Source organism: Colwellia sp. Arc7-D (assembly GCF_003061515.1).
Taxonomy (GTDB): domain Bacteria; phylum Pseudomonadota; class Gammaproteobacteria; order Enterobacterales; family Alteromonadaceae; genus Cognaticolwellia.
Map to the genome: position 1 here is coordinate 1,107,256 of NZ_CP028924.1, position 26,481 is coordinate 1,133,736.

General features: G+C 37.2%; 30 protein-coding genes and 1 pseudogene. 22 read left to right on the forward strand and 9 right to left on the reverse strand.

The window, feature by feature from the left end; genetic code table 11:
• The first annotated feature begins 56 nt into the window (after positions 1–56).
• The 13 genes from DBO93_RS04820 (at position 57) to DBO93_RS04875 (ending at position 11,011) form a co-directional block, all read left to right on the forward strand.
• Positions 57–788, forward strand: a complete 732-nt coding sequence (locus DBO93_RS04820) for a 2OG-Fe(II) oxygenase family protein (RefSeq protein ID WP_108455309.1) — start codon at positions 57–59, stop codon at positions 786–788.
• A 7-nt stretch (positions 789–795) separates the two neighbouring features.
• Positions 796–1,488: a 2OG-Fe(II) oxygenase family protein gene (locus DBO93_RS04825; protein ID WP_108455310.1), complete on the forward strand. Its 693-nt coding sequence runs from the start codon at positions 796–798 to the stop codon at positions 1,486–1,488.
• Between the two features lie 496 nt (positions 1,489–1,984).
• Positions 1,985–2,764 (forward strand): DUF3450 domain-containing protein, encoded by a 780-nt coding sequence (locus DBO93_RS04830; RefSeq protein ID WP_108455311.1) that lies wholly within the window; start codon positions 1,985–1,987, stop codon positions 2,762–2,764.
• Complete coding sequence (locus tag DBO93_RS04835; RefSeq protein WP_108455312.1) at positions 2,764–4,107, forward strand: MotA/TolQ/ExbB proton channel family protein; 1,344 nt, start codon at positions 2,764–2,766, stop codon at positions 4,105–4,107. The genes DBO93_RS04830 and DBO93_RS04835 overlap by 1 nt, the downstream gene beginning before the upstream one ends.
• A complete protein-coding gene (locus DBO93_RS04840; protein WP_077285344.1) occupies positions 4,107–4,631 on the forward strand; it encodes a MotA/TolQ/ExbB proton channel family protein in 525 nt (174 codons plus the stop codon). The genes DBO93_RS04835 and DBO93_RS04840 overlap by 1 nt, the downstream gene beginning before the upstream one ends.
• 12 nt (positions 4,632–4,643) lie before the next feature.
• Positions 4,644–5,045 (forward strand): biopolymer transporter ExbD, encoded by a 402-nt coding sequence (locus tag DBO93_RS04845; RefSeq protein ID WP_081149207.1) that lies wholly within the window; start codon positions 4,644–4,646, stop codon positions 5,043–5,045.
• A 3-nt stretch (positions 5,046–5,048) separates the two neighbouring features.
• A complete protein-coding gene (locus tag DBO93_RS04850) occupies positions 5,049–5,666 on the forward strand; it encodes an energy transducer TonB (RefSeq protein ID WP_108455313.1) in 618 nt (205 codons plus the stop codon).
• Between the two features lie 2 nt (positions 5,667–5,668).
• On the forward strand, positions 5,669–6,919 hold the full coding sequence (locus DBO93_RS04855) for a hypothetical protein (RefSeq protein WP_108455314.1): 1,251 nt from the start codon (positions 5,669–5,671) through the stop codon (positions 6,917–6,919).
• A 321-nt stretch (positions 6,920–7,240) separates the two neighbouring features.
• Positions 7,241–7,363 (forward strand): hypothetical protein, encoded by a 123-nt coding sequence (locus tag DBO93_RS19095; RefSeq protein ID WP_259366249.1) that lies wholly within the window; start codon positions 7,241–7,243, stop codon positions 7,361–7,363.
• Positions 7,364–7,384: 21 nt separating this feature from the next.
• Positions 7,385–7,768: a response regulator gene (locus DBO93_RS04860; RefSeq protein WP_108455315.1), complete on the forward strand. Its 384-nt coding sequence runs from the start codon at positions 7,385–7,387 to the stop codon at positions 7,766–7,768.
• A gap of 54 nt (positions 7,769–7,822) precedes the next feature.
• A complete protein-coding gene (gene apt, locus DBO93_RS04865; protein WP_108455316.1) occupies positions 7,823–8,368 on the forward strand; it encodes an adenine phosphoribosyltransferase in 546 nt (181 codons plus the stop codon).
• Positions 8,369–8,377: 9 nt separating this feature from the next.
• Positions 8,378–10,618 (forward strand): DNA polymerase III subunit gamma/tau, encoded by a 2,241-nt coding sequence (gene dnaX / locus DBO93_RS04870; RefSeq protein WP_108455317.1) that lies wholly within the window; start codon positions 8,378–8,380, stop codon positions 10,616–10,618.
• Between the two features lie 63 nt (positions 10,619–10,681).
• Complete coding sequence (locus tag DBO93_RS04875) at positions 10,682–11,011, forward strand: YbaB/EbfC family nucleoid-associated protein (RefSeq protein ID WP_108455318.1); 330 nt, start codon at positions 10,682–10,684, stop codon at positions 11,009–11,011.
• A 75-nt stretch (positions 11,012–11,086) separates the two neighbouring features.
• Here DBO93_RS04875 and DBO93_RS04880 read toward each other — a convergent pair whose 3' ends face one another.
• On the reverse strand, positions 11,087–11,863 hold the full coding sequence (locus tag DBO93_RS04880; protein WP_162533726.1) for a tetratricopeptide repeat protein: 777 nt from the start codon (positions 11,861–11,863) through the stop codon (positions 11,087–11,089).
• A gap of 157 nt (positions 11,864–12,020) precedes the next feature.
• Between DBO93_RS04880 and DBO93_RS04885 the strand changes: the two genes are divergently transcribed.
• The 3 genes and pseudogenes from DBO93_RS04885 to DBO93_RS04895 all read left to right on the forward strand — a co-directional run bounded on the left by DBO93_RS04885 (position 12,021) and on the right by DBO93_RS04895 (position 14,298).
• On the forward strand, positions 12,021–12,629 hold the full coding sequence (locus tag DBO93_RS04885) for a DsbA family protein (RefSeq protein WP_108455320.1): 609 nt from the start codon (positions 12,021–12,023) through the stop codon (positions 12,627–12,629).
• 144 nt (positions 12,630–12,773) lie between these two features.
• Positions 12,774–13,844, forward strand: coding sequence for a beta-ketoacyl-ACP synthase 3 (locus DBO93_RS04890; RefSeq protein WP_108455321.1), 1,071 nt, complete (start codon positions 12,774–12,776; stop codon positions 13,842–13,844).
• 65 nt (positions 13,845–13,909) lie between these two features.
• A pseudogene (locus DBO93_RS04895) lies at positions 13,910–14,298 on the forward strand (hotdog domain-containing protein).
• 66 nt (positions 14,299–14,364) lie between these two features.
• Here the strand turns inward: DBO93_RS04895 and DBO93_RS04900 are convergent.
• The 5 genes from DBO93_RS04900 to DBO93_RS04920 all read right to left on the reverse strand — a co-directional run bounded on the left by DBO93_RS04900 (position 14,365) and on the right by DBO93_RS04920 (position 17,933).
• Positions 14,365–14,556, reverse strand: a complete 192-nt coding sequence (locus DBO93_RS04900; protein WP_239059118.1) for a hypothetical protein — start codon at positions 14,554–14,556, stop codon at positions 14,365–14,367.
• 77 nt (positions 14,557–14,633) lie between these two features.
• A complete protein-coding gene (locus DBO93_RS04905; protein ID WP_108455323.1) occupies positions 14,634–14,876 on the reverse strand; it encodes a hypothetical protein in 243 nt (80 codons plus the stop codon).
• A gap of 125 nt (positions 14,877–15,001) precedes the next feature.
• Complete coding sequence (locus DBO93_RS04910) at positions 15,002–15,979, reverse strand: methylenetetrahydrofolate reductase (protein WP_108455324.1); 978 nt, start codon at positions 15,977–15,979, stop codon at positions 15,002–15,004.
• Positions 15,980–16,118: 139 nt separating this feature from the next.
• Complete coding sequence (locus DBO93_RS04915) at positions 16,119–17,090, reverse strand: tRNA-dihydrouridine synthase (RefSeq protein WP_108455325.1); 972 nt, start codon at positions 17,088–17,090, stop codon at positions 16,119–16,121.
• A gap of 288 nt (positions 17,091–17,378) precedes the next feature.
• Positions 17,379–17,933: a prolyl oligopeptidase family serine peptidase gene (locus DBO93_RS04920; protein WP_162533727.1), complete on the reverse strand. Its 555-nt coding sequence runs from the start codon at positions 17,931–17,933 to the stop codon at positions 17,379–17,381.
• Positions 17,934–18,254: 321 nt separating this feature from the next.
• Here DBO93_RS04920 and DBO93_RS04925 point away from each other — a divergent pair, with 321 nt between their 5' ends.
• From DBO93_RS04925 to DBO93_RS04940, 4 genes are all read left to right on the forward strand, one after another.
• Entirely contained in the window at positions 18,255–18,698 is a 444-nt protein-coding gene (locus DBO93_RS04925) for a hypothetical protein (protein ID WP_108455327.1), read from the forward strand.
• A gap of 114 nt (positions 18,699–18,812) precedes the next feature.
• Entirely contained in the window at positions 18,813–19,409 is a 597-nt protein-coding gene (locus DBO93_RS04930; RefSeq protein WP_343215944.1) for an SDR family NAD(P)-dependent oxidoreductase, read from the forward strand.
• 82 nt (positions 19,410–19,491) lie between these two features.
• Positions 19,492–19,863: an MGMT family protein gene (locus DBO93_RS04935; protein WP_239059119.1), complete on the forward strand. Its 372-nt coding sequence runs from the start codon at positions 19,492–19,494 to the stop codon at positions 19,861–19,863.
• 766 nt (positions 19,864–20,629) lie between these two features.
• A complete protein-coding gene (locus DBO93_RS04940; RefSeq protein WP_108455328.1) occupies positions 20,630–21,967 on the forward strand; it encodes an amidohydrolase in 1,338 nt (445 codons plus the stop codon).
• Between the two features lie 142 nt (positions 21,968–22,109).
• On the opposite strand, the gene DBO93_RS04945 is transcribed toward DBO93_RS04940, so the two are convergent.
• Positions 22,110–22,577, reverse strand: a complete 468-nt coding sequence (locus DBO93_RS04945) for an Hsp20 family protein (RefSeq protein ID WP_108455329.1) — start codon at positions 22,575–22,577, stop codon at positions 22,110–22,112.
• 386 nt (positions 22,578–22,963) lie between these two features.
• Complete coding sequence (tpx, locus tag DBO93_RS04950; protein WP_239059172.1) at positions 22,964–23,548, reverse strand: thiol peroxidase; 585 nt, start codon at positions 23,546–23,548, stop codon at positions 22,964–22,966.
• Positions 23,549–23,823: 275 nt separating this feature from the next.
• Between tpx and DBO93_RS04955 the strand changes: the two genes are divergently transcribed.
• Positions 23,824–24,966, forward strand: coding sequence for a response regulator (locus DBO93_RS04955; protein ID WP_108455331.1), 1,143 nt, complete (start codon positions 23,824–23,826; stop codon positions 24,964–24,966).
• A gap of 2 nt (positions 24,967–24,968) precedes the next feature.
• Positions 24,969–25,928 carry a diguanylate cyclase gene (locus DBO93_RS04960; protein WP_108455332.1) on the forward strand — a complete coding sequence of 320 codons (960 nt, stop codon included), beginning with the start codon at positions 24,969–24,971 and terminating at the stop codon, positions 25,926–25,928.
• A gap of 184 nt (positions 25,929–26,112) precedes the next feature.
• Here DBO93_RS04960 and DBO93_RS04965 read toward each other — a convergent pair whose 3' ends face one another.
• Entirely contained in the window at positions 26,113–26,481 is a 369-nt protein-coding gene (locus tag DBO93_RS04965; RefSeq protein ID WP_108455333.1) for a VanZ family protein, read from the reverse strand.

Here is a 26,481-nt window from a genome sequence, read left to right on the forward strand (position 1 = left end):
TACAGTAAAATTATGCGCTAATAAAAGTGTTTCACAGGAAAACCTTGAGGTAAAAGATGAAATTATCTTTGAATAAAACTAAAGATATAGCAAAACTCAAGCAGAGCTATTTAAATGATGGTTATGTAAAGTTAGAGACAGCCCTAACAAATAAAACTGCGAACTTTATCCATGATAAAATATCAGTTCAAGAGCAATGGAACTTAGTATTTAAAAACAATGGCATTCATCAAGACTCAAATAGTTTAGATGTAGAAAGTTGGGATGATAGCCATAAAAATAATCTGATAAAGTTAGTGCATAAACAAGCGGAAAATGATTTTCAGTACTTTTATGAAACCATTCCAATTTACGATATTTACTATGATAACTTAATGCCGCAACATTTTTTCAACGACATTGTTAAATTTTTAAACAGTGAGTTGGTATTAAATTACTTTAGAGAGGTACTAGATGCACCAGAGATCACTTTTTTAGATGCGCAAATCACTCGATTTAAGGCCGGTCACTTTCTTAGTTGCCATAATGACGATGTTAAGGGCAAAAACAGAATAGCGGCATTTGTCATTAATTTAACAAAAGACTGGTGTGTTGATTGGGGTGGGGCGCTTCATATACTTAATAGTAATTTAGAAATTGAAAAAAGTTTTTCTCCATCGTTTAATGAAATAAACGTTTTTAAAGTACCAGTTAATCATCTCGTTGGTTATGTCTCACCTTTTGCAACAGGTCATAGACTATCCATAACAGGGTGGCTTAGAAGTGGCGAAAACCCAAAAGAATTATAGGTATTAAATGACTATTCAAATAAAAAACATTACAAACATATCAACATTAAAAGATGAATTTTCTAAAAATGGTATTGTCAGAGTGTTTGATTTTTTAGCGCAACCTGACCTAGATAAATTAAAAATATCATTGGAAACTAAAGTAGACTTTGCTAATGCTTTTCACTTAAATGGACAAAATAGGCAAGCTACTGATGCTGAAATCAAAGCATTACCAGTGACAACACAAAATCAATTGTATAAAGACATCCATAAGCTGGCAGCTAACGGGGGTGGTTTTTTATACGGGCGACATAAAATAGAACAAAACTCATTAATAGAGTTGCGTAACTTTTTAGGACTATTGAATTCAGAAAATACGCTGGAGGTTATTAAAGAAATTACCAGTAACTCTGAATTAAATTTCGCGGATGGCCAGGCAACTCGATATCGCAGAGGTGACTTTTTAACACGCCATATTGATAATATTCCCGGAGAGACAAGACGTATTGCCTACGTGCTAGGTTTTACTGAAGGTTGGCATCCAGACTGTGGTGGGTTGTTACAGTTTTATGAAAAAGATGGAACCCCAATGAGATCTTGGTCTCCTGCATTTAATTCATTAACATTATTTAATGTTGATAAAGTACATTCAGTGACCTCTATTGCCCCATTTTCACCTAAAAATCGATATTCAATTACCGGCTGGTTTCGAGCCTGATATTCATTTAAATATCCTCAAATTAAAGGGTGAAATTCACTTTAGATTAGCTTGTTATTCTAGCATTCACCCAATTTTAACGAAGTTAATTACTACTCCCCTGATATTAGTGAAGTTTAATTATTGTTCAATTAAGAAGCAAAAGAGAGGAATTAAGCGCCAATTCACTAATATCGTTTGACTTACTACGAAAGAGTTAGTAAAACATAGGGAGCACATATTTTTACAATTAAGAGGACTTCTGTAACATCGATTAAATCAATCTTGTTCTTTATTAAATGAATATATTGTTCTATTCTCGTTACGAAAGGTTTACTTTACTTGTTAAAAGTAAAATAAGCAGACTTTTAAATGTACTTAGTTGACAGTTAGGCTGTCCTCTGGGAATATTGCATGGTTTTATTCTAAACAAATTAAAACTTAAAATGGCAGATTATTAAATTTGCGTTAACAATAAAGTTTGTTATCAAAATTCAATAGCAATTGGTTGGGAACTATGTCCAAATTAAGCAAGAAAAGCCTTATCGCATCGACGATAATCGGCGCACTAGCATTTTCAGCAAGCAACTTCGCTGCTGCAGACGCATTAACAGATCTACAAAAAGCCGAAGCTCAAATTTTTAAAGCTTCAAGCAAATCACAAAGCAAAATCGACAATATCTATGGTCAAACTCAAGAGCTACTAGCTGAGTACCGTAATACAGTTGACGAAGCTGATGTGTTAAAAGGTTATAACGATCACGTTCAGCTTATGGTTGACGATCAAAAAGCCAACATTCAATCTTTACAAAATCAAATTGCTGGTATAGATAAAACCAAGCAAGGCGTAGTGCCATTGATGTATAAAATGATTGACACATTAGACAAGTTTGTTGACCTTGATGTTCCTATGAACATTGATGCACGTAAAGAGCGTATTGCTGGTTTACGTGATGTAATGGGTGACTCAGACGTTTCAGTATCTGAACAGTTTCGTTTAGTACTTGAAGCTTATGAAATTGAAGCCAGTTACGGCACTATATTCGGTGTGTATCAAGGTGAGCTTGACTTAGGTGATCGTATGATTACTGCAGACTTTGTCCACATGGGACGTATTTCATTTGTTGCTCAATCTCTTGACATGAAAAACTCTTGGGTTTGGAACAATGATAAACGCGCATGGGAAGCTTTAGGTGACGAATACTTGAAACCTGTAACTGATGCCGTTCGTATGGCTCGTAAGCAATTACCACTTGATTTAGCTAAACTACCAGTATTTGCAGCAGGAGAAAAATAATGAAAAAAGTTATTAATTTAGTATTATTTGCTGCTTCAATGACAGTAGCAGCTTCAGCGTCAGCTAATCAGTTAGATGACTTGTTAAAACAAGTTAAAAATGACCGTATTTCTGAAGCTAAAATTGATAAAAAACGTGAAGCGGAATTTACTTCTGCACGTGCTGACAAACAAGCTTTATTGAATAAAGCTAAAAAAGATTTAGCAGACCAACAAGCTCGTAATAAGCGTTTAACTAAAGAATATGCTGATAACGAAATTACCTTAGCGCAGAAAGCTGTAGAGCTAGACAACGCTCAAGGTACATTAGGTGAAATGTTCGGTGTAAGTCGTGCAGCTGCAGCTAATGCTTACGGTTCAATCGTAACGTCACTTGTTTCAGCTGAATACCCAGGTCGTGGTGCAGCTTTAGACAAAATCGCTAACTCTAAAGCGATTCCTGAACTTGAGCAACTTGAAGAACTTTGGTTTGCACTTCAAACTGAAATGACTCAATCAGGTGAAATTTCTAAGTTTACTACTGAAGTAACTAACTTAGATGGTTCAAAGTCTACTGAATCTGTTACACGTATCGGTACTTTCAACTTAGTATCTGAAAATGGCTACTTAAACTACAACGATGAAGTGGGTCAAGTACAACCACTAGCTAAACAACCTGCAGGTTACATTGCTGGTGCAGCTTCATCATTCTTCGGTGTAACTTCAGGTTACGCTCCTTTATATGTGGATCCATCTCGTGGTGCTATCTTAACGCTTGAAACGCGTAAGAAAACATTAATGGAATTCTACCATGAAGGTAAAGAAGTTGGTTATGCCATTACTGTATTGTTATTTTTTGGTCTACTTATTGCTCTAGAGCGTATGATAGTTCTTGGTGCTATGAGTTCTAAAATTAAAGCTCAAGAGAAGAACCTTGACCAACCTAATGACAACAACCCACTTGGTCGCTTATTAAAAGTGTACTTTGAAAACAAGTCGGTTGATGCAGAAACACTTGAACTTAAACTTGATGAAGCTATTTTACGCGAAACACCAAAAGTTGACCGCGGTATTAACTTAATCAAAATGTTCGCTGCAATTGCACCACTAATGGGTCTATTAGGTACAGTAATCGGTATGATTATGACCTTCCAAACGATTACATTATTTGGTACAGGTGACCCGAAAATTATGGCGGGTAACATCTCTCTTGCACTTGTAACAACTGCCCTAGGTTTGATTTGTGCATTGCCACTTATCCTAATCCACAGCATTGTTGCTGGTAGAAGTAAGTCTGTATTACAAAAATTAGACGAGCAAAGCGCTGGCTTAATCGCAGCGATTGCCGAGAAGGAGTCTAAATAATGTTATTCCTGATAGAGCTTTGGGAATCTGTCAGGAGTTTTATTGCGACTGGCGGTAACGTGCTTTACGTTGTTGCCTTCGCTCTCTTATTGATGTGGATAATGATGATAGAGCGTTATTGGTTCTTATCAAAAGTTTATCCAAAAATGAAAGACGATATCGTCGGACGTTGGGATGCGAGAGAAGATACTACTTCTTGGTATGCACATCGAATTAGAGATACTTGGATCTCCGAAGCGACAGAACTACTAGAGCAACGTATGCTCACAATTAGAACCTTGGTGGCAATGTGTCCACTCATTGGTTTACTTGGTACCGTAACCGGCATGATCGGTGTGTTTGAAGTAATGGCACAACAAGGTACTGGTAATCCGCGTCTGATGGCGTCTGGTATATCAATGGCAACAATCCCGACAATGGCGGGTATGGTTGCAGCTTTATCAGGTGTGTTTTTCAGTTCAAGGTTAGACGCTAAAGTTAAACTAGCAAAGGCTAAACTGGTTGACAGTTTACCTCATCACTAGAGAGATATTCGAATGGCACGTAAACGTATTCGTGAAGACGAAGAAGCAGTAATAGATATGACACCGATGCTTGACATCGTATTCATCATGCTGATTTTCTTTATCGTAACTACTTCTTTTGTAAAAGAAGCTGGTATTGAAGTTAATAAACCTAAAGCGGCTAATCAGTCTAAACAAAAGTCAGCTAATATCTTTGTTGCAATAAAAGATAATGGCGAGATCTGGTTAGACAAGCGTCGTGTAGATGTTGAGCGCGTAGCGGCCAATATTGAAAAATTATTGGCTGAGCAACCAACTGATGTTGTAATCATTCAAGCTGACAAAGACGCGAAACATGGTGTTGTTGTTAAAGTAATGGATGCAATTAAAGAAGCGGGCATAGACAGAATTTCTATCGCTGCAGCTAAGGGGTAGTCTATGGTTCGCTTTTTAGTATCTATACTACTAGGCGCGGCAGTAACATTTGCTTTGTTTGCTTTTATGGCGTTTCTTGTTTCTAGCGGTGATAGAACCAAAGAAGAAGCTTTAGAAAATATCATTGTAGAAGTTAATACGACGCCACCTAAATCAGCAGCAGAACGCCGTCAACGTGTTCCGCCGCCGCCGCCGCCGCCGCCTAAAACGCCGCCTAAGCCTCAAGCTCCAGAGCCTGAGACTAATAACGACACAGGTGGACTAACGTTCAATATGCCTGGTGTTCAGTTAGCTGGAGCAAACGCAGGTATTTCTGCACCTGGCGCTGGTTTTGGTCGAGACGGAGATGCAACACCGATAGTTCGTATTGAACCAAAATATCCAATACAAGCTGCTCGTGATGGTAAAGAAGGTTGGGTAACGCTTTCGTTTACTATCAATGAAATTGGTGGTGTTGAAGACGTTGATGTTATTGAAGCTGAGCCAAAACGAATTTTCGACAAAGAAGCTAAACGTGCTTTGCGAAAATGGAAGTACAAACCAAAAGTTGTTGATGGTAAACCTATGAGACAACCTGGTTTGACTGTACGTCTTGACTTTAAAATGGACGGAGGAAATTAATAATGAATAAGATTTTTTCATCTTTACTGTTAATTATTTCAGTTGTTCTAATTCAATTGCCTATAACTGTATCAGCAGCAGGTGCTGATGCGGAAAAGCCACAACGTAAAACACAATTAGTTGGCCCTAGTGTCGGCAAAAAAGTGGCTAAAGCGTTTGAAGCTTATTCTGCAGATGATATTCCAGGTGCTTTAGTTATTTTATTAGATATTGATGCTAGTAAAGAGTTTGATAAAGCTTATGTTTCTCGTTTTATTGCTGTTATGTATGCAAGTATTGGTAACGAAGAAGATAATGCTATTAAATATCTTAAGCTAGCTGTTGAACCTGATATTCTTAACGAAGTAGAGCATGGCGACGCTATTAAGTTGTTAGCTGATTTACAGATGCAAACCAAAGCTTATGAAGAGGCATTAGTCAATTATAAAGCTTGGATGGATTTTACAGGTAAATCAGATGGCGATACTTGGACTAAAATAGCGAATGCACATTATGCGTTGAAGCAATTAGATAAAATGATTGTGCCAGCAGATAATGCCATTGCAGCTTATGGCGACAAGCAAAACAAAAACCCTTACATTTTGAAAGTTACATCTTATTATGAAACTAAGAAATTTAAGGAAGCTGTTAAAACGCTTGAAACTGTAGTTCAAATATTTCCAGAAGATAAAACTTGGTGGACTCAACTTGGCATGTTTTATTTGCTAATTGAGGATTATCAGAAGGGTCTAGAAACACTTGACCTAGCTTATAAACAAGGTTTCCTTGTTAAAGAATCTGAAATTAAAACACTGGCAAGTTTATATTCGCAAAACGCAGTGCCATATAAAGCCGCTTTACTTTTAGAGAAGCATATAGATTCAGGACTAGTAACTCGTGATGATAAAAACTTATCTTCATTAGCTAATGCCTGGCATGCAGCTCAACATATTGATAAAGCAGCGAGCTATTACGGTGAACTAGCTAAAATGACTAACCTTGCTAAGCATTACAGCAAACAAGGTATGTTATTAAAGCAAGATGAGCAATTTAAGGGCGCTATTGTCGCGTTAAACAAAGCTTTAGAGCTTGGTGTTACAAATGAGGGTAGACTGCATATGAGTATTGCAGAATCTCACTTTTATTTAGAACAGTATAAACAAGCTTATAAAGCTATTAATTTAGCCATGAAAGATCCTAAGACTCGTAAGTCTGCTAAGGGTTGGGTTGGCTTTATTAAAGATACAGCGCAACGTAAAAATGTAGCCATCTAAGTTTATTATTTAGCTTCAATAAAAAACCAGCCAGATAGGCTGGTTTTTTTATATTTAAAATATGGTTTTCTCATATCGAACAATCAAGAAACGTTTATACTTATTTACTTGGCACATTGATTTCATGTTTGGATCGATATTAATATGGATGGCTATTGTGGTCATTCCGTACTAAAGATAAAGTTAAAAAGCATTAAAAATTTGTACTCCAAACCCCTCCAATACTACTTAAGTTCTATACGCTCAATTAAAAAAAACTACCTTTTCTAAAAGCTTTGGTCTACAATGCGCGCCGATTAATCAACCTACTGGGTACCTTTTATGTCAGAAGATAACTTTACAGATAGCACCTCAATTCTCCACATATTAACCGCTGTTTTGGTCATGTTCGCCGCACCATTGTTACCAATGTTAGCTGGTTGGTTTACGTTATTATCAAATTAGTCAAAGGTACTTTTATTTAGGATGAATATACTCGTTGTAGACGATAATCCGATCATAATAGAGAACCTTACGGCTTTGTTATCCGCCCAAGGATACTTTGTGACCTCGGCATGTCATGGTTTAGATGCATCAGAAGCATTATTAAACAATAGTTTTGATTTAGTTGTAGTCGACCATTTAATGCCAATTATGAATGGGATTCAATTAACTAAACACATTAGACAGCATGAATTATTTGCAGACATTCCAGTGATATTTATGACTACACAAGGCATAAAGTCGGTTCAATACCTCTGTGATACACTAATGTTTAGTGCGATTATCGACAAACCTATAGATCAACTTAATTTTATTAACTTAGTAAATGATCTACTATTGCCAAATACTCGTCGTCAGTCACTATAATTTTTCACAGAATTGCTTTATTCTGTAACTAAAATATATTTTGACTTATAGAACATGACTGAATCACAAATCAATATACTAAAATCTGCAATTCATACCATTCCCGACTATCCTAAGCCTGGTATTTTATTTAGAGACGTAACCGGCATTCTTGATGATGCTGAAGCGCTTAAACTCACCATTAATATTTTAGCTGATAAATTTAAAAATGGCGGATTTACTAAAATTGTAGGGACTGAAGCTCGTGGTTTTTTATTTGGAGCTCCATTAGCGGTAGCGATGGGAGTCGGTTTTGTACCTGTGCGTAAGCCAGGTAAACTTCCAAGAGCAACTTTTAAGCAAGACTATGAACTGGAATACGGTCAAGACACTTTAGAAATTCATCAAGATGCGTTAAATGAAAACGATAATGTATTAATCATAGATGATCTACTTGCCACTGGTGGCACAATTGAAGCAACGACTCTGTTAATTAGGCGTTTAGGCGCTAAAGTTACTGATGCTGCATTTGTTATATCGCTACCAGATTTAGGCGGAGAAGAAAAACTCAAAGGCATGGATTTATCTGTGTTCTCTTTATTGCAATATGCTGGTGATTAAGGCCAAAATATGAGCTATCAGGTTCTAGCAAGAAAATGGCGTCCAAAATCCTTTAGCGAGCTAATGGGACAAGAACATATTGTCACTGTTCTCGTTAATGCACTTTCCCAAAACAGATTACACCATGCGTATTTATTTACTGGTACTCGAGGTGTCGGTAAGACGACTATTGCCAGAATTTTTGCTAAAAGCCTAAATTGCGATACAGGTATTACCGCAACACCATGTGGTGTTTGTGATGCTTGTGTTGATATTGACCAAGGTAGATTTGTTGATCTACTTGAAATTGATGCTGCTTCTCGTACAAAAGTCGATGATACGCGTGAAATTTTAGATAATGTTCAATACGCGCCAACTAGAGGCAGATATAAAGTCTATTTAATAGATGAAGTACACATGCTTTCCAAAAGTAGTTTTAATGCTTTGTTGAAGACACTAGAAGAGCCTCCCGAACATGTTAAGTTCATTCTTGCTACTACTGACCCACAAAAGCTACCTGTTACTGTTCTTTCGCGTTGTTTACAGTTTCATTTAAAAGCACTCACAATTAAACAAATTAGCGATAAAACAACGGAAATACTTACCAAAGAAAGTGTAACCTTCGATCTTGAAGCTATTGCACTTCTTGCGAAAGCTGCCCGTGGTAGTATGCGCGATTGTTTGAGCTTAACAGATCAATGTATTGCTAAGGGTAACGGCAACATTTCCAGACATGATGTTCAACAAATGCTTGGTGGAGTCGATCGTGATTGGGTATTTAAAATCCTTATCGCGTTGCTGAAACAAGATGCTTCAGCTTTGATGCAACTCTCTCTTTCTATTGCTTCGTACGCGCCAAGTTACAGTCGTTTATCTGCTGAATTAATACAATTATTGCATCAAATTGCGATGACACAGGTGGTAAAGTCTAATTTTAACTTACCGGCTGAGCATCAACAGATGTTAATGCGTTTTTGCCAATTGATGTCTCCTGAAGACGTACAGCTTTATTATCAAATAGTATTAACAGCTAGAAAAGATTTACCTTATGCCGATGACGAACAAGCGGCATTTGATATGATGTTATTACGCTTGCTTGCATTTAAACCTGTTGCCAATAGCCAAGAGCTTCCTGATGTGACAAAAGGTATGACTGCTGACTCATCGAGTATCAATTTAGATGAATTGGCACTCGCCGATGTTATGCCTTTAGCCAACGAGGATAACTTAGCGGCAGACAATGTAGGTGAAGAAAAATCTACAGTACATGAACACTCTGGACTTACATTAGCGGAAGAAACACATACTGTTGATTCATCAATGATCAATGCAGAGTCTGTTGAATCTATAGCAAGTAATGTTGATGAAGGTGAATATCAAGAAAACTATGCTAACGAGGAGCAGACTTTATCGACAAATTCAGATGAAGATATCGATAGTTTTGCTAATGAGAACGAAGCGTTAAGCCAAGAAATGTTAGCAATTGAACAGGAAGCTAATGCATTTGTTCAAACAAAACCTGAAGTAGATTTTTTAACGCAACCTTCAACTTCTTTAGAAAAAGTAGCTGACACATCAGTCGATTCATCTTTAATTCACAGTAATGAAATACCAGAAAAAGTTGATGAAAAAAAGCCATATGCATCGAATGTTACTGCTGCTATTGAAACACGAAATATGCTCAGAAGTCGTAAAAAATCGATGGAGGAGGGCGTAAAAAAGTCTAATGGCGCTGACATGCGTCTGCCTTTAGATAAAGCAGGTCAATCAAATGTAGATGCTGTTGAAAATATAACAGTAGATAAACCCAATGTACCTGATTTAGCGACACTGCCTGAACAGCCTTATACTGAAGATGTGATTAACCCAGCCACGATTAAATTGGCAAATCAGGTTGATAAATGGGCGCATATGATTGACAGTATGTCGTTAATTGCTCGTTTAAGGCAGCTAGCAATTCATGCGACAATTGATGGAAAATCTACTGAAGATTTGTTGATTTTGCAATTAGATAAATCTATAAGACATTTAAATAGTGATGCGGCCCATAAACAACTAGAAGTACACATATCTGAATACTTGCAACGCAAAGTCACTGTTGAATTAAATATTGTTGAAAAAACAGTAGCAGATCCATATCAAATTCAATCAGATATCAATGCCAAACGCTATGAATATGCAAAACAAGTATTAGCAGAAGATGAAATTGTTATTGCCTTGCAGCAGCAATTTCAAGCTGAACTTGATCAAGAAACTGTTGTAGCACGATAATCGCTACTTGAAATTTTAGCCGTTAACCACTATCTTTGGCGGCATATTACTTTTGGAGTTAAAATTATGATGAAAGGTGGCATGGGCAACTTAATGAAACAAGCCCAACAAATGCAAGCTAAAATGGCAAAAGCTCAAGAAGAGTTAGCCAACATGGAAGTCACAGGCGAATCTGGTGCTGGCATGGTTAAAGTAACAATGACGGGTAACCACAATGTTCGTCGTGTCTCTATTGACGATAGTTTAATGGAAGACGACAAGGATATGCTTGAAGACTTAGTTGCAGCTGCAATGAATGATGCTGTACGTCGTGTAGAAGAGCAAAACAAAGACAAAATGGGCGCACTAACTGGCGGCATGCAAATGCCTCCAGGGATGAAAATGCCGTTTTAAGCTAACACAGAGTTAGCTCAATGTTTTCTAAAAGCTTAAGTTCATTACTTAAGCTTTTTTATTTGTCACTAATCATTACTTTTGACTGACCCATATACTATCTTTCATAACATTTAGAGTTTTCTTATTGCAGGCTACGTTTTGGTCGCAGGTAATATTTGGCAGTCTAGTGCCTGTTGATGTAATTCGCTTTCTAAATCCGGCTAACATTGCATCTAAAGCTGTATTTCTATGTCTGCCGGTTATTGTGATTACTTCAATATTGCTTGAAGAAGCGGCTTTGAGTATTTCAAAGTTCTCAATGGGAGTCTCGGCAAGTGCTTGATGCAAAGAAGGCAAGTTATGTGCATTGAATGCTTCGGTTTGCTGAGACTTTTTAATCCAACGTACAATTTTGGTCGGGTGAGTTTTATAAACCATCGTGAGCCAGATGTCTGCTTCTGAATAACGTTGTTTAGAAAGGTAGCTTTGCCCTAATAAAAATGCGGCGTTGGGCTGTCCTTTTCTTGAGGCGCGTTTTAACCACTTTATACCTTCATCAAAGTCATAAAGCTGCTCTTCTGTTAGTAAGAGCATACCTGCTTTATATTCAGCCGCTCTAACGCCATGAATACCTGCTTTTTTATAAAACTTTAATGCTCTAGCTTTGTCTATTTCTGTACCAAAACCGTAATGATAAAACTTTGCTAAATTGTATATGGCATTACTGTGGCCGCGATTTGAAGCTTTTTTAAAAGATTTAAAGTAAGTAATACATTCGTCACTCATGCATTCTGATATCTGTACTGCCGAGGTATTAAAGGCTAAAATTAATGACGTTATTGTCATTATTTTACATATTTTTACTAACATGTAGCCACCTTCCTTATGGGTTAATGCTTTATAGTAAATTAGCATACAGGAAAAAATCACTCATTACATAACTTGAGTTTTACTCGGTATTGTTACAATGTAGATAAATTTAGTCTTACTTTACGTATAAGCTTCAACAAATTTGAATGAGTAAACAATGAATTCCACTTTAGTATATATTTACGATCCCATGTGCAGTTGGTGTTGGGGCTATGCACCAACCTGGCATAAACTGCAAAAATCACTCGCACAGCATGTTGATATAATTTACAGACTGGGAGGGTTAGCGCCAGATAGTAATGAGCCTATGCCCATTGAAATGCAAACATTCTTACAGCAAACTTGGCGAAATATCGCAGAGCAGTTAGGTACGGAATTTAATTTTGACTTTTGGCAACAATGTCAGCCAAGGCGCTCTACATATCCTGCATGTCGGGCTGCGATTGTTGCACGTGCTAGTGGCAAAGAACAGGCTATGCTTTCGACAATCCAACAGGCTTATTATTTACAGGCACAAAATCCATCAGATATAACCACATTACAAGCATTGGCTGTTGAAATTGGTTTAGATGGTGATGATTTCTTGGAGCAAATAAACAGCCAACACACCGATGCTTTATTAAAAAAAGATATTGCTGAAATGCGACAGTTACCCATCCAAGGTTTTCCTTCATTGGTTTTAATTAAAGATAATATTCCTATTGCTATCCCAGTTGATTATAAAAATTGGCGTAATAGCTATGAGTTAATCATATCGAAAATTTAACTTATGCCACGTGTATGCTAAAGGTAGCTTGTAAATACGCTAAAAACCCCTCTAATCAAGGATGTTTTTGTAGTATGATATTAGGATAAAAATAGATTGTTCTTTACGTAATGAATGTAAAAACAACAGTAAATAAGGTTTATTATGACATACGCAGCAATTACCGGTTGGGGCAAGTGCTTACCTCCCGCGATCCTTAGTAATGATGATTTAGCAACTTTTCTGGAAACAGATGATGATTGGATCACCTCTAGAACAGGCATGAAAGAGCGAAGAATTTCTCATGTTTCTGTTAGTGAGCTAGCCTATGTTGCCTGTGCTCGTGCATTAGCTGCTGCTGGGAAAAAAGCTGAAGATGTTGAGTTAATCGTTTTTGGTAGTACCACATTCGATCAAATCTGTCCGAATGCTGCTTCTAATGTACAACGTTTATTAGGCGCCGAAAATGCCGCTTGTATGGATGTAGGTACAGCATGTACCGGTGGTATGTACAGTTTAAGTGTAGCAACCGCTATGATTAAAAGTGGTGTAGTTAAATCTGCATTGGTTATTGGCGCTGAAACTATTTCACCCATTATGGACTGGAGTAATCGTGACGTAGCGGTATTATTTGGTGACGGCGCTGCCGCACTTTATTTAGAAGAAACGACTGAAGAAACGGGTGTAATTACACAAGCATTAGGTTGTTACGGCGAGTCGCGCGACATATTGTCAGTAGAGGGTTGGGGTATGAAATATGCCAACCAAGGGCGTATGCTTGGCCAGTCTAACTGGGCATTTTTAGGTCAAGAGATCTTTAAAAAAGCTGTTGCAGGTATGGCCCAAGCGTGTGATAAAGCCTTAGCGCAAGCGCAATTGACTGCAGACCAAATAGCAAGTGTTGTACCTCATCAAGCCAATTTACGTATCATTGATACCCTTGTAAAACGTTTGAAAATGGATAAAGACAAAGTATTTGTCAATATTCATAAGTATGGCAACATGTCGGCAGCAACAACCTTAGTTGCTTTTGTAGAAGCCATTGAAGAAGGTTTTATTGCTAAGCAGTCATATGTATTACTTCCTGCTTTCGGTGGTGGTCTAACTTGGAGCGCACATGTTGTAAAATGGGGTGATAGAACTCATGCTTTATCTACAACCGATATTGACCTACCTGAATGTAAGCAATCAGGCTTAGCCTTAGTTCAAGACATTATTGCTTCTAAATCACTGTAAACTAAATTTTAATTTATCTGCCGACACAACCTGTGTCGGTTTTTTCAGTTTAAGTAAGGATACCTATGCGTTTTTTATCACGTCGACTAATTTTGCCTAATGATCTAAATTATGCCAATTCATTGTTCGGGGCAGAGCACTGGCATGGATTGATGAAGAAGCTGCGATATATGCTATTTGTCAACTTGAGACTAACTGCTTAGTTACCAAGCATATCGGTGCTATTAACTTTGAATCACCTGCTCAGCAAGGTGATGTAGTTGAATTTGGCTTATCAACAAAGTCAGTCGGTAAAACTTCTATTACCATTACATGCATGATGCGTAATAAGATAACTAAAAAAACCATATGCTTAGCTGATGATATTGTTTTTGTTCAAGTTGACCCTGAAACAAAATTACCTATTCCTCACGGTAAAACATTAGCGTCTTTGAGTGATCCCTTTGAAAGCTAATTTATATAACTGAAGTCTGGAGTACACAAAAAGCGTTGTTCATCGTATATTCAAGTTAAGAGGTTTTTATTCTGTTTGCGCGGTAAGGAATTGTAAGTAGCCAGTAATAGCAAAGTAGCGAATTGATTTCTTTAAGGTTATTTTTTTCGCAATAAGTTGCTCATCACGATATATTTTTACTATCTGCTTTTCACCGTTGGTATCGCTTTCGTAATCATGAAGTGGATTTTTTCGTAGATTATCAAATTCAGTTTTCATGATTAATTTCATATTAATGCTTATTTATAGAGTATGGGCATATTGAGATTATCAACATTAAAATGAACGTTGTGGCTTTACAGTTTATTGATTTCTTTTTTAAGGTCATAACCTTCATCAGTCACAATTTTTTCTAGTACGCGCATACGTGCTTCAAGTGTTTGAACTTGCTTTGTCATTGCGATCGCTTGTTCATTACTTTGACTGTTATGGTTTAATGTTTTTTCTTTGAATTCTAAATGCTTCTTGTACATGTCGAACATGACACCAAACCCGACTGATATAAATACTATAGCCACAACCATTGCAGTACCTGACATACCTTAAACTCCTTTGAAACCAGTATAAAAAATCAAATTAAGCATAACGTATCTACACAAAAAATACCTTAACTTGATTAATCACTGTATCTAAAGCTTTAACCAAGATAAAGTAAAGTTGCCAATTAGTCCGTAAATAAGCCACTTAATTCTTTTTTAGCTAAGTAATTATCCATGGTTGAGCGTAATAATTTGTAAAGTAATATTGAACCATCAATTTCCTCTTTACGATTGGTTAAACTTTCAATGTTTAGCCCTAAAGGTACTTTGTATGGTAATACTGCATCAAGTATTTGAACTAGGGTATTACTACAAATTCTGATCGATTCATATAAAGGACGTTCAGCATTTAATATGCGTAAGCTAGTGGCTTCAGGAACACTGACACCAAGCCACTCTATAAATTCTAAAGTTTTCATACTGCCACAAGGTGAAAAAGTTAAAATAATGCGCTGTGGCTTTATACCTTGTTGCTGACACTCAATAGCATATCGCGTCAACATATCTATGGTTGCCTGAGGATTATAAATAGCTTGAGAGATAAAGAAATTACAACCTTGCTGATGTTTTTCAATCAACTTAGCATGCTCATTACCTTTGTTTGCATGACGTTCGGCGATGGTAATGCCACCAATAAAAAAGTCGTTTTCATTAGCTACTAAGGTTTCATAAGCTTTTCCTAAAGGTAAGCTAATGTTATTTTGTTGAGAAGGGCTACCAACAAGCACAATGTCACGAATTCCATATTCGTGCCAAGCCTCATTTGCCCATTGATTGAAGTCATCACCGTTAGATTGCACAACACTTTTATAGGTAATAACCGGTCGGTTTGACTTTTGTTGTAACAATGAAGAATAAAGTCGAGGATCATGCGTAGACTTAAATGGAAAAGGGCGCGGTTTGGAAGTACGCGAATCTTCATTTTGAATGTCATAAACAATTAAACCGTCAAAGTCGATGTCGCTGACACGCTCAAGTAATTTATCCGCAATGGTTGAAACCTGATCTATAGGGGTATCACTTTTAGGTGGTGTTGTGCCAATAAAGTAAACACCTCGATTGACATCATTATATCGTGCTCTTAACTCTGAACCGTTTTTCACTTTCGCTGCTTCTTTTTTAAGGATAATTAATTGTCTTTAAGACTAATTATATTACCTTGTTGCCTAGTAAAAATCTTGGTTAGTCTAATAATAATTTTCTCAAATTTATGGTTAATATTCATAAGGGAATTGGCGGAAATTAAGTATGCACCGCTGACACTTGTTCTATTTGGTAGAGAATCTCATCTTTATTTTTTAATAGCTTAATCGCATTAAACAGCTTATCGGCTTGAGGGTAATATAATTTTAAATAGCGTAACCATTGCTTTAAGCGACTTGAAAAGTAAAAGCTTTTATCTCCTTGTAACTCCAATTCACTGTAACGCTTTAATAGGCGACTAAGCTCTGACCAAGCCATAGGTGTTTCATTAAATTTGATTACATTTGCTAAGTTTGGCAAAGCTAATGCACCTCTGCCAAGCATCAGGTTTGGAGTTTGGCTTTGACTGATGCAGTTTTGCGCATCGTTTTTATTCCAAACTTCACCATTAGCAAAGATTTCAATATTATATTTTTTTGTTATCTCGGCAATAAAATGCCAATAAGCGGGAGGGCGATAGCCATCTTGTTTGGTACGGGCATGAATAGTTAATTGATTCACATTGGCTGATTGCACCGCACTAACAATTTCATCTAACTTTGAGGCGTCAGTGAATCCAAGTCTTATTTTTGCTGATAACGTAGCATTGCTGCCAATAGCAGCTCTCATTTTAGTCATTATTTGATGAATTTTTTCAGGCTCGTTCAGTAAAACAGCCCCCCCTTTGCTTTTATTTACCGCTTTCGCAGGGCAGCCAAAGTTTACATCAATGCCATGCGATCCCATGGCAAGCGCTCTAACGGCATTCTCCGCCATCCAATCGGGTTCTTGGCCGAGTAGTTGCATTCTTAATGGGGTGCCGCTTTGGGTCACACAGCCATGCTCTAATTCAGGACAGGTTTTTCTAAAAACATGTTTAGGGACTAATGAGTCGACCACGCGAACAAATTCAGTGATACAAAAGTCATAACTATTTAAAGATGTTAATAATTGCCGCATTAACTCATCAGCAACACCTTCCATAGGTGCTAGGATTATTTTTTGTACAGGTGAATTTTTTGTGAGGAGCATACGTTAGCAGTTTTGTTGGTTGAGGTAATTGATAGGTAACTCTCTGAACTGGGTATGTAAAAGTGAAGGTAGAGGTGATTACCCTCATAAGCATAAATAAACCGATTATTTGATCAGGTATAAAACGAACTTTTAATTTTCGGTTAATTACTATTTTGGCAGTATAAACTAAACCGTATCATTCATGTAGAAGTCAGTAATTTAATTATGGCTAAAATAACAATTAAAAATAAGAAGGGTACTCATATACCCCTCTTACTTTATTTCAATAACGGGTTAGCTGTGTTGCTAAATGTTCTTATTTAAAAAGTCCAACACGTTTTTCATATATTCTGCATGGTTATCAGGGTCAAAAAAACCATAACTCTCACGACTAAATTTATGCCATGTATAAGATTTTTTTGCCTCATCTAATGCTGCTCTAAGTCTTGCGACATGCTCGAAAGGCACTTGTTCATCTTTTTTACCATGAGCTATGAATAACGGAATTTCAATGTTATTAGCATGATATACAGGAGACATTTTCATTCTTATGGTTTCATCGTATCCTAAAGTATCCTCTAAATATGCTTTGCCTTCATAAATGTTTTTAATATTACCTTCATTGAACATTAAGTTTAAATCATAAACACCGGCATAACCAATCGCGCAGCGGTATGTTTTAGGGTACTCTATCGCGCTTTGTAACGCGGAGTAGGCGCCAAAGCTACCACCCATAATACAAGCATTATCTTTGCTCGCTAATCCAGCAGCAATAGCCCATTGGTAAGCCTCATATATGTCCTGCTGAATTTTATCTCCCCATTGTAAAATCCCTGTTTTTATTATTAGTGCTGTAAACACATACCCTACATTAACAATGGGTTAACAATTTATTACTCTTTCGGCAAATAGTGCACAATAATGAGACCTACAAAAATACTATTATTAACAGTTAAACCTAGATAAAACGCAAATGCACAGGGAACTAAGTTCGTTTTTATTGCTTGTGATTTTATGGAGATAAAGATAGTCTGATGAAAAAGTGAGATAAGTTATTTTTGAAAGTTAATGTAAAAAAATGTAAAGAACTTGAAATTTATTATCGTGGTGTATGGTCTTTGTAAATAGCTATACTTATAAATGTAGTGTCAAATTAATATAATAAAATAAAAGGAATACAGTATGAAATTAATTAAAAAATCTTCAATTGCAGCTCTATTAAGCATATTTGCGTTAACTGTTGCGGCAACAATGCCAGTAAAAGCTGAAACAAATCCATTTGCAGTACAAGATGTCATGACTATTGTCTCTGCTGACGATGAAAAAGGTAAATGTGGCGAAGGCAAATGTGGCGAAGGAAAAATGAAAGACAAAGCCAAAGACGCAGCTAAAGGCAAATGTGGTGAAGGCAAATGTGGCGAAAGTAAAATGAAAGACGCAGCCAAAGGCAAATGCGGTGAAGGCAAATGTGGCGAAAGTAAAATGAAAGCCAAAGCCAAAGGCAAATGCGGTGAAGGCAAATGCGGCGAAAGCAAAATGAAAGACAAAGCCAAAGGTAAATGTGGCGAAGGCAAATGTGGTGAAGGTAAAGCCAAAGACGCAAAAGAAGGTAAGTGTGGCGAATAAGCTCAACACGAACTAGATAAGCTTGCTAAAATAGTAAAAACCACTTCATACGAAGTGGTTTTTTAGTTTTAATAGTAGGTAAGTTATTAAATTTTCAACATTAAGGGTATTTAAATGAGTAAAAACATTGTGATCACTGGCGCAAACCGAGGTATAGGACTGGCCATGTGTGTGCATTTCAAAGCACAAGGAGATAATGTTTTTGCCTTGTGTCGACAGTCGTCAGTCGAGTTAGAAAAACTTGCGGTAAATATTATCGAAGATATCGATGTAGCCACAGATCTTGGTATCGCTAATATGGTGTTAGCATTAAGCCATGTCGATATTGACGTATTAGTGTGCAACGCAGGAATATTAAGAGACGAGAGCTTAACCGAGCTTAATTTAGCAACGATTCGCGAACAATTTGAAGTTAACGCTATCGCACCGCTGAGAGTTGTTGCTAGTTTACAATCACATTTGAATGAAGGTGCAAAAATAGCACTTATTACCTCCAGAATGGGATCTATTAGTGACAATGGCTCTGGAGGACGTTATGGCTACAGAATGTCGAAGGCAGCGTTAAATGCAGCAGCTATGTCGTTGAGTCATGATCTAGCTCATAACAAGGTTGCGGTTGGTGTTTACCATCCAGGTTATGTGCAAACTGATATGGTGAATTACGGGGGGATATCAGCGCAAGTGATTCTGCTAAAAAACTGGTGGGGTTAATTAATAACCTTACCCTGATAGAGAGTGGCGTTTTTAAACACTCTAATGGTAGTATTTTACCTTGGTGATAAAGGCACAAGCAGTGCCAAATATTGCCAAGCCTTTAAACGCTAATCATATAAAAATATGGCAAACCGTGCAGGCAATCCCCTTGGGAAAAGTTGCCAGTTACGGCCAAATTGCAGATTTAGCTGGTTTACCTGGGCGCGCACGTTTAGTTGGGAAAGCGCTAGGCGCTGTCCTTAATGATGGTTGGCGTGGGCGAGAGGTACCTTGGTATCGAGTAATTAACTCCCAAGGAAAGATTTCATTTGCACCGGGTAGTGACCACTTTGAACGGCAACGCGGATTACTTCAAGATGAGCAAGTCATCATTATTGGCGCACGCATTCATTTAAAAACCTTTCAATGGCAACCGACTTTAGCCGAGTTGTTATTTACGTTAGATACGTAAAGTTTTTGATGAAAACAACCGCTAAATGAGTGGTGACAAACTTAGTGTGTGCAGGTTTAATTATAGCTCAGTCACTGTTACACATGCAGGCTTGATTCGAATACACCTAAGTTAAGGTAATATATACCTCCATGATAACAAGATTTGCAGTGTTAGCTTGATTAAAAATTGATTACTTTCATTGATTAAAGAACATTCCGATATTAAGCCAGTTTTTGTTACCGCGCCTTATTTTTTATTGCCAATTTAGACGGGTAACGCTTAATAAGTAAATAGTGATTTTTACGGTTATTAATAAAAATTCATTGGTTAAAAAAGCTTAAACTTCCATAAAACATAAACAAGAAGTGTGCAATATTTATAAGCTTATCTCTAAGCGAGTTTATTAAACTATATTTGTTGTTAAAAAATTCATATCCCCGAGGTTCATAAATCAAGAAGTAAACAACATCATTAAAAAATGCACATTCTAAGTAGGATCAATCATCAAAAAGAGTTTTAGTTAAGCAATAAGTCGAGAATTCAGAAGAGCATAATTCGTTTATTTTATTGATAATTATTGTTCGAAATTTAAATCAATTAAGTACAGAAAGAAGTCAGTTATCTTTTCGTACTTGCAGCTTAACGAAAATACAAGACATTGAGTTTTAGCCTAGGTAGAGTAAGTTAATCAATTTTCCGTGGGTTATGATCAACGATGGATCAAGTTTTATTCGTCACTGATTATAAATATTGGATTATATTTTGACTATATCTGGAGCCAACAATGAATCGCCATTTACTATCTATTTTAATTTCATCTGCACTAACTTTATCGTCTTTTACTGCCAGTAATGTTTTAGCCTTTGAGCAAAATACTGCAGACGCTATTGCCAAAGATTACCAACAGCACTTAGCACCGTTATGGGATCATTTTCATCGCAACCCTGAATTGTCTTTAATGGAAACTAAAACAGCAAAACGTTTAGCCCAAGAGTTGAGCGCTGTTGGCTTTGAAGTTACACAAGGTGTCGGCGGAACAGGTATTGTCGCTATAATGAAAAATGGCACAGGACCGATGGTGATGGTTCGAGCTGATATGGACGGGTTACCTGTCGTTGAACAATCAGGTTTAGCGAACGCTTCTAAGGTCAAAATGAAAGATTGGAACAATGAAGTTGTAGGCGTTATGCATGCTTGTGGACATGATGTTCACATTACAAGCTTAGTTGGTACTGCACGCTATATGGCTGAAAACAAAGATAAATGGTCAGGCACGTTAATGCTTATAGGGCAACCTGCTGAAGAAAAAGGGCCAGGTGCTTCTGCCATGATGGCCGATAACTTATGGCAGCGCTTTGGACAGCCTGATTATGCTTTTGCATTTCATGTTAGTGCTAACTCAGAAGCAGGTAAAATAATTGTTGATGAAGGCTCTCCATATGCTGGCGCTGACACGGTTGATATAACGGTGCATGGCATTGGTGCTCATGGTGCATCGCCACACCAGGGTAAAGATCCAATTGTGATTGGCGCTCAAATTGTTAATAACTTACAAACGATTATTAGCCGTGAATTGGCACCTCGTTATGCCGGTGTTATCACAGTCGGCGCATTTCATGCGGGTACTAAACACAATATTATTTCGGATGAAGCTAAGCTGCAGTTGACTGTTCGTAGCTTAACACCTGAAGTACGTGAGCAACTACTTTCGGCAATTAAACGAATAGCCATTGGCACTGCACGCACTGCAGGTATGCCAGAAGATAAACTACCTGAAGTGGTAGTGAGTGAATTTGCTTTCCCGCCGACATTTAACGATCAAAAACTGGCCAAACGCTTGAAAGGCGTATTAAACCAAAAAATGGGCGCCGATGCATTACTTGAACCTGCAGAAACAGGTATGGGTGCGGAAGACTTTGGCTTTTTTACGACAGACCCTTATATTCCTAGCGTTTACTTTAAAGTAGGTGGTACGCCAAAAGCCGATTTTGAACGTGCTGCTAATGGTGGTCTACCTGTGCCGAGTCATCACAGTCCACAATTTAAAATAACACCAGCGCCAGCTATTAAATCGGGTGTAGAGGCAACAGTTCACGCATTACTTGATGTGATGGCTAAGTAGGAATAGTTAAGTCGTATTTCTTAAGTAGTAATAAGAGCTATAGCGTAATTAACGGTAATAACTTTTTACTGTTAATTAGGCATAAAAAAGCCCAGTCAAAGACTGGGCAAAATAACAGGGAGAAACAAATCAAAGTAGCGTGTTAACTTTTATCTAAGACCTTACTTTGTTGCAATAAACTTTTACCGTTAATAGCAATTTTTCTTGGTTTTAACGCTTCTGGAATTTCTCTTTCTAAATCAATGTGTAATAAACCATGTTCGATAAATGCACCGATAACTTTAACATGATCACCTAATTGAAATTTACGTTCAAAGTTTCTATCAGCAATGCCTTGATGGAGAAACTTACGATCAGCATTGCTGACGTTGCCAGTTTTAGTACCGGTGACAATTAAGGTGTCTTGTTTAGATTCAATATCAAGCTCTTGCTCAGCAAAACCAGCAATTGCCATGGTTATACGATATTGATCCTCGGCGAGTAACTCTACGTTATACGGAGGGTAAGAAGATTGTTTGTCTGCTCTTGATGCTTTGTCGATTAAACCAGCTAAGTGATCGAATCCAATAAATGAGCGGTAAAGTGGGCTGAAATCTGTAGTTGTACGCATAATTCATATCCTATTTAAAGTTTAGCAATATGTTGTCTCTGTAAATATTTTCGGATGCTAATACCAGCTTATGCTGCGAATTATTACATCTGAAATTTAATGTTTTCAGAGTTTAATTGTGCCTTTCAAAATTGAACAGGCGGTTAATGTAGACCCTATCGGCGACTACACTACTAAAGATGGGATTAATGAATATAATTTCAAGAGTAATGCGGATTATTTTTTCAAATAAAATGAAATATTAAAGTTTTATTTTGGCATCTCATTGTTTTTATTGGTTATTATTTTTTTAATTTTTTGGTGAGGTTATTCCGTAGCTAGCTAAGTAGTTATAGTCAGGGGGAGTATCTTACTCGCCCCTGACTATTATAATAACTAAAATGTCGTTATTCTGATTGCTCATTCATAGTCGGTTCAACGGGTTTTAAGGTTTGGCTCATTGATTTTAATTTTGTCAGTGCTGTTTCATAATCGGGGTGTTGAGAGATGTTCGCGACTAATTCTTTATAGGCGACTACTCCATCAGCATCAATAATGATAATGGCGCGTGTTAGTAACCCCATATCTTTAATCAGTAAACCATAATTATGACCAAAATCGCGCCAAACCGCGTCTGATAATACTCTGATATTGTCTACCTTTTCTGTTTTACAAAAGCGCTTTTGAGCAAAAGGTAAATCATTGCTTATTGTTAACATAACAACATCTTCAGGTAGGTTTGCGACCTCGTCATTAAAGCGTTTAGTTTGAATAGAGCAAACACCAGTATCTAAACTTGGTACCACTGAAATTAATACGGATTTAGGCTTAAATTCAGATAATGTAACAGGAGAGAATGACTCTGTTACTACTTTAAAGTCAGGTGCTTGATCACCCACGTTTATTTGGTTACCTAGCAAAGTTACATACTTATTGCCTGCCATAACTAAGTTGGTTGTTTCGGTCAATTCAGCAGCAGAAGTTTCTGCCATTGCTGAAAACATAAATACTGAGCTGAGTAGAGCAATTGCGGGTAATTTTAAAATTTTCATTATTAGGTTATTTACTTAAGGTAAAATAGATCTCAAGCTTACCTAGGTGACGTAAAAAATGCGAATTAATCGTGTTTTATTTTTAAAATCAAACTATGATTTAAGGTAGTGCTGTGAGTTTATATCGATTATTTAGTCACTTAAATTTATTAGCTGTATAACTTACAAACATTTTAATGATCCATTCTCCTACAGTAACTTAGGATTTTTCAGTTATGCCAACTTCTTTACTTATTTGTGACGACTCAACTATGGCGCGAAAACAAGTCGCGCGTTCGCTGCCAATTGGTTGGGATGTAGATATAACTTTTGCCACTAATGGAGTTGAAGCTTTATCAGCAATTAAAGCGGGTAAAGGAGATATATTATTACTTGATTTGAATATGCCTGTAATGGATGGTTATCAAGTGTTAGAAGCCATTGTTAAAGAAGACCTACCAACATTAGTTGTTATTATATCGGGTGATATTCAGCCCGAAGCTCACAAAAGAGTCACAGCATTAGGTGCACTAGATTTTATCAAAAAACCTATAGATAAAGATAAGCTTGCGACAGTTTTGCTAGCTTATGGTATTTGCAGTTCTGATGACGTGGCTATTTCTGAAGCAGGCGCACCCACGAGACAAAAACCATCACAAACAGCACCCGAAAACAAAGATAATGCTGGCGTCGAAAGTCAAAATTCAGCGGTTAATAAATCACTACATTCGGATCAGAGTGAGTTCAAAGTAGACAGTAAGTTACTTGATTGTTATCAGGAAATTGCCAATGTAGCGATGGGACAAGCGGGGGATTTACTCGCCCGCTTATTGGGTGTTTTTGTCGTACTTCCCATTCCGAATGTAAATTTTATTGAAGTAAGCGAGCTTACGATGGCGCTTAGCGATGTTGAGGGCAAAGATACCACATCAGGCATATGCCAAGGCTTTATTGGTGCGGGTATTTCTGGTGAAGCATTACTTATTCTTAATGACTCTAGCTTTAAAGATATCGCCTCTTTGATGAAGTATGACGACTCCATTAGCAGTAACTTAGCCGGTAATTCAGCAAGTACTTTTGATCAGACCGTTGAGCTAGAGTTACTGATGGATATGGCCAATATTCTTATTGGTGCTTGCTTAAATGGTATTTCGTCGCAACTAGATATGTCATTTAGTCAAGGCCACCCAGTAGTACTAGGCCAACATAGAAAAATATCGGAACTCATCGCGACCAATACTAAAAAGTGGAAGAAAACGCTCGCCATCGAGATTAGCTACGGAATTGAAAATTACGCCATTAAATGTGATTTACTTCTGCTATTTACAGAAAAATCAGTCGCCACATTTAATAATAAAATTGCTTATTTGTTGGATTAATCATGTCAGTGCAAACAGAAGAGTTAAATGAGTTACATTGGATGATGGAAATGCTTCATAACATCGAGGTTGGTTTAGTCGTACTCGACCGTAATTACACCATCCAAATTTGGAACGGTTTTATGGAGAACCATAGCGGATTATTGCCTCGTGATGTTAAAGGAAAATCAGTGTTTGGGCTTTTTGATGAAATACCAGAAGAATGGTTTCGTCGTAAAGCTGAGTCAGTATTTTTATTGAAGAATAAAGCTTTTACGATTTGGGAGCAGCGGCCGTATGTTTTTAAGTTTGATAATTATCGTCCTATAACCGGTAGCGCTGAATTTATGTACCAAAACACAACATTTATTCCATTAATGTCTTCTACTGGGGGCGTTTCTCATTTGTGTTTGTTAGTTTACGATGTTACTGATAATGCCACTCATAAAATAGAATTAGAGCAAGCTAATGCTGATTTAGCGGTGTTGAGTCAAGTTGATGGTTTAACTCAATTATTTAACCGTAATCATTGGCAACAATGTATAGAAATTGAATTTAAGCGATATATTCGTCATAAGCTTACCAGTACATTAGTTATGTTGGATATTGATAAATTTAAAGTGGTTAATGACAACTATGGTCATACAGTTGGCGACGATGTCATCAAGCATCTAGCACAAGTAATTCGCGAACAAGTACGTGAAACTGATATTGCAGGGCGTTATGGTGGCGAAGAATTTGTAGTTTTACTCTCAGGTACTCATGCCAAAGACGCGTTGATATTTACTGAACGTTTACGAAAAACGGTTGAGTCTTCAGTCTATATCCATAATGATATTGAGATAAAATACACCATTAGTATTGGCGTTGCCGAAGTCCTTGAAACCTATAACTCGGTCTCTCAGTGGCTTGAAAATGTTGATAAAGCGTTATACGAATCAAAGAATAATGGCCGAAATAGGGTGACTCTTTATCAGGAATAAAGCTGTACTCGATTTTGTTAACCGCTTTGAAAGTTAACAATTGAAATGATGTTAACGTATTAAAAACCAGTGAAGTTAATACGAGCTAAGTTATGTTGACATTCAAAGATAAATAAAGCGGATTAGGCTTCATTTATCTTTGAAACAATCTTATTTAGTCGCTATGATTTTTCATTTAGCTAAATTACGTCTTATTAGAAGGTGTAGTTAACCAGCGCAGTACTTGGCTAAGCACTATCGCTATTAAAACACCACCGGCGTTAGCGGCCATATCTAACCATTCACCATAGCGGTTAACATGTGGTTGAATCAATTCAATTAAGCCACTCCAGATAATAAATAATAAAGCAAAAGCTAACCAATATTTTGGCCGCCTTAATGCTACCGGTAACATTAAGGCGCAATAGGCGATAAAATGATGTGTTTTATCGCTGCCAGGCGCTGCAGGTAAGTGTTCTACAGGAAACAATGACCCAACGGTTATAAGTATGAGTACGACCAGCGTAATCGCTTGCCAAAAGCGCTTAATAAAGTTTGTGATTATGGTTAGCAT